Raw genomic sequence first — 4834 nt, forward strand, 5'->3', positions numbered from 1 at the left:
TGCCTCAAGACCCGCTCAATCTACGACGAACACAAGGCCTGGGCTCACCACAGCACAGCAGCCGCTTGACATTTTGAATCCTGGGATGTCTGCCGAGATGAGTGTGTCGGCTCGTCCAGTTAGGGTGTCACGCTCGAATCATTCGCCTGGGTGCCGTTGTGGGGCGGTGGATTAGGCGATCCGGTAGCCGATTCCTGGCGTCGTCGCGATGACTGGTGGACCGCCGAGTTTGCGCCGCAGCCGGCCGACCGTCACTGTAACGGTGTTGGTGAACGGGTCGGCGTTCTCGTCCCAGACCTGTTCGAGCAGGGTCTCGGTGCTCAGGAAGCCCGGGCTTGCCCGCAGCAGCGCCTCCAGCACGGCGAACTCCTTCACCGAGAGGTTGAGTTGCCGTCCGTCGCGAACGGCGGTCCGGCGTATCGGGTCTAGCTCGATCCCGGCTGCGTGCAGCGTCCGGGGCCGGGCGTCTGGCTTGCGGCGGGCCAGCGCGTGGATGCGCAGGATCAGCTCCGGGAAGTGGAAGGGTTTGGCGAGATAGTCGTCCGCGCCCAGGGTCAGCCCGCTGACCCGGTCGCCGGGCGCGCTCGCCGCGGTCAGCATCAGCACCATCGGTCGGTCTGCCCGCTCAGTGATCATCTGGCACAGCGTGTCGCCGTGGAGGCCGGGCAGGTCCCGGTCCAGGACCACCACGTCGTGCGCGGTGAGGTCGAGCTTGGCGGCGGCGGTCAGCCCGTCGTGGGCGAGGTCGACGGCCATTCCCTGGTCGCGCAGCCCTTCCGCGACGACCTCGGCGAGTGCGTGATCGTCTTCGACGACGAGGATCCTCATGCCGACCTAAATTCCAACCAGGAGGACCGCGGCATGCGGCGCTCTGCACGTCATGCCGCCGGTACCTTCGCGACCGGAAACGTGATCGTTACGCGCAGGCCGCCCTCCGGCCGGGCGAGCAGGATGAGCCGGCCGCTGTGGGCGGCGGCTACGCCGGCCACAATGGACAGGCCTAGTCCCGAGGAGCCGGTACGCTCGTCGCCGAGCCGCTCGAAGGGCTGCGTCAGCCGGTCGACCTCCCGCTGGTCGAGGACGCGCCCGCCGGTTTCGACGACGAGCACCGTCTCCTCCTCGCTCGCGGACCCGGTGATTCCGATCCATCCGCCGTTCTCGTTGTGTGTTACGGCGTTGTCGACGACGTTCTCCACTAACCGCGCCAGCAGCGCCGGGCTGCCCTGGGTCGCCGTTCCCGGCGGCACGTCCACCGTTACGCTCAGCCGCTTCGTCTCCACGTCGGCGTACCTGTCGCACAGTGCCGCGCCGATGAGGTCGCCGAGGTCGACCGGGGCGGCGTCGGCCAGCGCGCCGTGCTGTGCCCGGGCCAGCACGAGGAACCCGTCGAGCAGGTGATCGACCCGGTCCAGTTGCGTACGCAGGCGGTCCGCGAGCGCCACCGTCGAGGCGGCCGGGTCGGGCTTGGCGACCGCGACGTCCAGCGACGCCCGCATGGTCGTCAGCGGCGTACGCAGCTCATGGGAGGCGTTGGCGACGAAGCGGCGCTGTGCGGCGAACGACACTTCGAGCCGTTCGAGCAGTTCGTCGATGGTGTCGGCGAGGTCTTTCACCTCGTCGGCCGGGCCGGTGACGGCAAGCCGCCGGTCCAGGCTGTCGGCGGAGATGCGCCGCGTGGCGCTGGTGATGATCCGCAGCGGCCGCAGGACGCGCCTAGCCAGCGCCCGGCCGAGCAGCAGTGACACGACGGCCATCACGATCAGCGCCACCAGCGAACCGGCGAGCAGCTGACTGGCCTGCTGCGCGTGCACCTCGGCCAGCTGGTCCTCCAGCTCCCGGATGCGCTGCTGCGCCACGGCGAAGCTGCCGTGGGCGGGGGGATTCCCGGCGGGGGCGACGCTGCTCAGGCTGCCGTCAGAGAGCAGAAAGGTCAGGCCGAGCAGCCCGACACCCGACAGGAGGAACACAACGGCGTACAAGATCGTGAACCGTACCCCCACGGTCCCGCTGCGCAGCCTGATCATGCCTCCAGCATGCCTTGGAAGACCTAACAACAGCATGACAGAGCCGGTTCGGGCCGTGTTACGCGCCGATCCGTAAAACGGACGGCATGTCGACCACTGAACTCCTCCGGCGGGAATGGACCGCGTTCCGCCGCCCGGGCCGCCTGATCGCCCTGGCCGCCGCGGCCCTCACCGTCATCGCGCTGGGCCTGCTGTTCACCTCCGGCACCCGTGCGTCCTGCGACGGGCCCTGCCCGGCCGCTCCCGTCGCCGGCGACGGCTCCATCGTCAGCGACAGGTTCTGGTTCCTGCATCGGGACCTGGGCCGCGAGGGGAGCATCACGGTACGGATGACCTTGATGACCGGGACGATCACCTATCCCCCGCCGAACCACGACCAGATCGTGTCCGGGCTGGTGCCGTGGGCGAAGGCCGGGATCATCGTCAAGGACGGCGTGCGGCAGGGCTCGCACTACGCGGCGCTCATGATGACCGGCAGCCACGGCGTGCGCTTCCAGTACGACTACAAGCACGACGTCGCCGGAGGCGCAGGCGGCGTCTCGGAGCAGTCCCCGCGCTGGCTGCGCCTGACCCGCTCGGGCGACACCATCACCGGTTCCGAGTCGGCCGACGGCGAGCAGTGGCACACCGTGGGAACGGCGAAGCTCGACGGGCTGCCGGACAACGTGCAGGTCGGCCTCTTCGCCACGTCCCCTGGCGACCTCACGCTCCGGGAAATCGGCCTCGGCGGCGCTATCGAGGAGGTCCGGTTCACCCAGGCCGTCGGCGTCTTCGACAACGTCGCCGTCGAGGGCGGTGCCACCGGCGCGTGGGCCAGCGACTCGATCGGCCAGATGAACCACACCGACTGGGAGAAGTACCATAACGCTTCCGGAGCCGTGGAAAAGGACGATGTCATCACGGTCAGCGGCACCGGCGACATAGGGCCGTTCAGCGACGAGGGCGCGCGGAGCGTCGAGAACACCTTGCTCGGCCTGACGGTCGCGCTGATCATCGTGCTCATCGCCGCGGCCCGCTACGGCGCCCGCACGGCTCGCGAGACGGCCTCCCGGCGGGTGATCGCCGCCCGGGCGGCCGTCGTCGGGGCGGCCACCTTCGTCACCGGTCTGGTCGCCGTCGGCGTCGTCCTCCCGGCGAGCATGGCGATCCTGAAGGGCAACGGCATCCCGGTGCAGCCTGTGCCGGTGCTGACCGGCGCTCGGGTGATCGTCGGCGTCGCGGCGGTGCTCGCCCTCTGCGCCGTCCTCGCGTACGGGCTCGGCGTGTGGCTGCGCCGTGGCTGGGCAGCGATCCTCATCGGACTGTCGCTGGCCGCCCTGCCCTACGGCGTCGCGGCGTTCCCGCTACTGCCCGACACGCTCTCCGAGTGGGTGCTGCGGCTCACCCCGGCCGCAGGCTTCGCCGTCAAGCAGACGATGGTGGAGTATCCGCAGGTGACCGCGCATTATGCGCCGTCGGCCGGGTACTTCCCGCTCCCCGGGTGGGCCGGGCTCGCCGTGCTCTGCGCGTACACCGTGATCGTGATGCGGATGGCCGTTGGTCGCAAGCAGGCTGCGCACACCGACTGGCGATAGTGGACGGCGCGGGGGCACGGCCCCCGCATCGTCTCAGACTACGAGGAGGACGAGGCCGTCGGCGTCGGCGAGGTGCTCCGTGAGCGGGAAGCAGCCCGCCGCCAGCGGCTGGTCCCTGCGCGACTACATGAGTGGCCGGTATGACTTGCCAAGATCAGGCACACTGTCATGCCGCGATCCGCGCGCTACGCAGCGTCACGCCGAGCTGGCCCGGTTGCCGTCCGGACGTGCCGAATTGAGTGTGCCGCTACTCCGGGCGGGTTGGTCGCGGGTGTGTATTGCGGGTGTATCGAGAGTGCTTACGCCACCGCAGCAGCCCTCCCGATTAGATGGGGACATGAACCACAGTGCATCCCTGTCAGCATCGACCCGCCGCACGCGCAGGATCGTGCTCCTGAGCCTGGCGGTCATCGGCGTGGCGAGCGTCGCGTTCGCCGTGCGGCGACCGCTTCTGATGTCCGCTCCGAGGTGCATGGCCGGGCGGTGGCACGGCTGCTACGACACGGAGAACGGTGTGCTGCTCATGATGCTGGTGGGGCTGCCGTTGGCTGCTCTGGTGGTGTGGGCTTTGGCGCGCTTTCGGCGTGCCACCGGTGGCACATCGGCGTGGCGGATGTCGCTGGCCGAGATGGGCCTGGTCTACGGGACGGTACCGCTCGTATGGATCACCATGATGCCGGGACCGGGGGCCGGCACCGTCCCAGGCCGGGTGAGTCTGATCCCGCTGCGGGACCTGTTCACGATGGGGCCCGTCGGGATCGGCGGCAACCTGCTGATCTTCGCGGCGCTGGGGTTTTTCGCCCCGATGAGGTTCGCGGTGCTGGCGTCCGTGCCGCGGATCCTGGCGCTCGGGGCAGGCTGCTCGGCCCTGGTCGAAACCGCACAGTACGTGCTGCGGCTGGACCGGGTGTCCTCCGTCGACGACGTGCTGGTCAACGCCGCCGGCGCCGTGCTGGCCGGGCTCGTGTCGCGCCACTGGTGGCGCACCGCGGCGGAGTTACCGTCGGACCGGCCGCGCCCCGCGCCGGCAAGGGCAGACTGAGCGGCGTGTCCAGTAGGCGAATGTCAGCGATACTTTTCCTGATCATAGACATCCGGCATGCAGGTACTGATCGTGGAGGACGAGCCCTAGTCAGCCGCACTCTTCTAATGGGTTCTGTCAGCCTGCTGCGGCAGGATGGCTCCGGTAGCGGCTGGCGGGTCAGCACTCTTCTCTTCGGGCCTTCAAGGTCTTGC

At 69.3% G+C, this 4834-nt stretch carries 4 protein-coding genes; 2 read left to right on the forward strand and 2 right to left on the reverse strand.

Translation table 11 applies throughout. The features are described 5' to 3' along the window. Positions 1-171: 171 nt before the first annotated feature. Together ACFYPS_RS36785 and ACFYPS_RS36790 are read right to left on the reverse strand one after the other, a co-directional pair. Positions 172-828, reverse strand: coding sequence for a response regulator transcription factor (locus tag ACFYPS_RS36785; protein WP_074307989.1), 657 nt, complete (start codon positions 826-828; stop codon positions 172-174). Between the two features lie 50 nt (positions 829-878). After that, a complete protein-coding gene (locus ACFYPS_RS36790) occupies positions 879-2024 on the reverse strand; it encodes a HAMP domain-containing sensor histidine kinase (RefSeq protein WP_354968846.1) in 1146 nt (381 codons plus the stop codon). Between the two features lie 86 nt (positions 2025-2110). Here ACFYPS_RS36790 and ACFYPS_RS36795 point away from each other — a divergent pair, with 86 nt between their 5' ends. Both ACFYPS_RS36795 and ACFYPS_RS36800 read left to right on the forward strand, forming a co-directional pair. Then, on the forward strand, positions 2111-3598 hold the full coding sequence (locus ACFYPS_RS36795; protein ID WP_387331100.1) for a hypothetical protein: 1488 nt from the start codon (positions 2111-2113) through the stop codon (positions 3596-3598). Positions 3599-4013: 415 nt separating this feature from the next. Then, a complete protein-coding gene (locus ACFYPS_RS36800) occupies positions 4014-4640 on the forward strand; it encodes a VanZ family protein (RefSeq protein WP_387331103.1) in 627 nt (208 codons plus the stop codon). Positions 4641-4834 lie beyond the last annotated feature (194 nt).

The sequence above is a fragment of the Micromonospora sp. NPDC005087 genome, assembly GCF_042872965.1.
GTDB lineage: Bacteria > Actinomycetota > Actinomycetes > Mycobacteriales > Micromonosporaceae > Micromonospora.

What these genes read in the sequence shown, in the direction of transcription:
- ACFYPS_RS36785 (WP_074307989.1), bottom strand. Translation starts at nt 828, where the DNA reads ATGAGGATCCTCGTCGTCGAAGACGATCACGCACTCGCCGAGGTCGTC.
- ACFYPS_RS36790 (WP_354968846.1), bottom strand. Translation starts at nt 2,024, where the DNA reads ATGATCAGGCTGCGCAGCGGGACCGTGGGGGTACGGTTCACGATCTTG.
- ACFYPS_RS36795 (WP_387331100.1), top strand. Translation starts at nt 2,111, where the DNA reads ATGTCGACCACTGAACTCCTCCGGCGGGAATGGACCGCGTTCCGCCGC.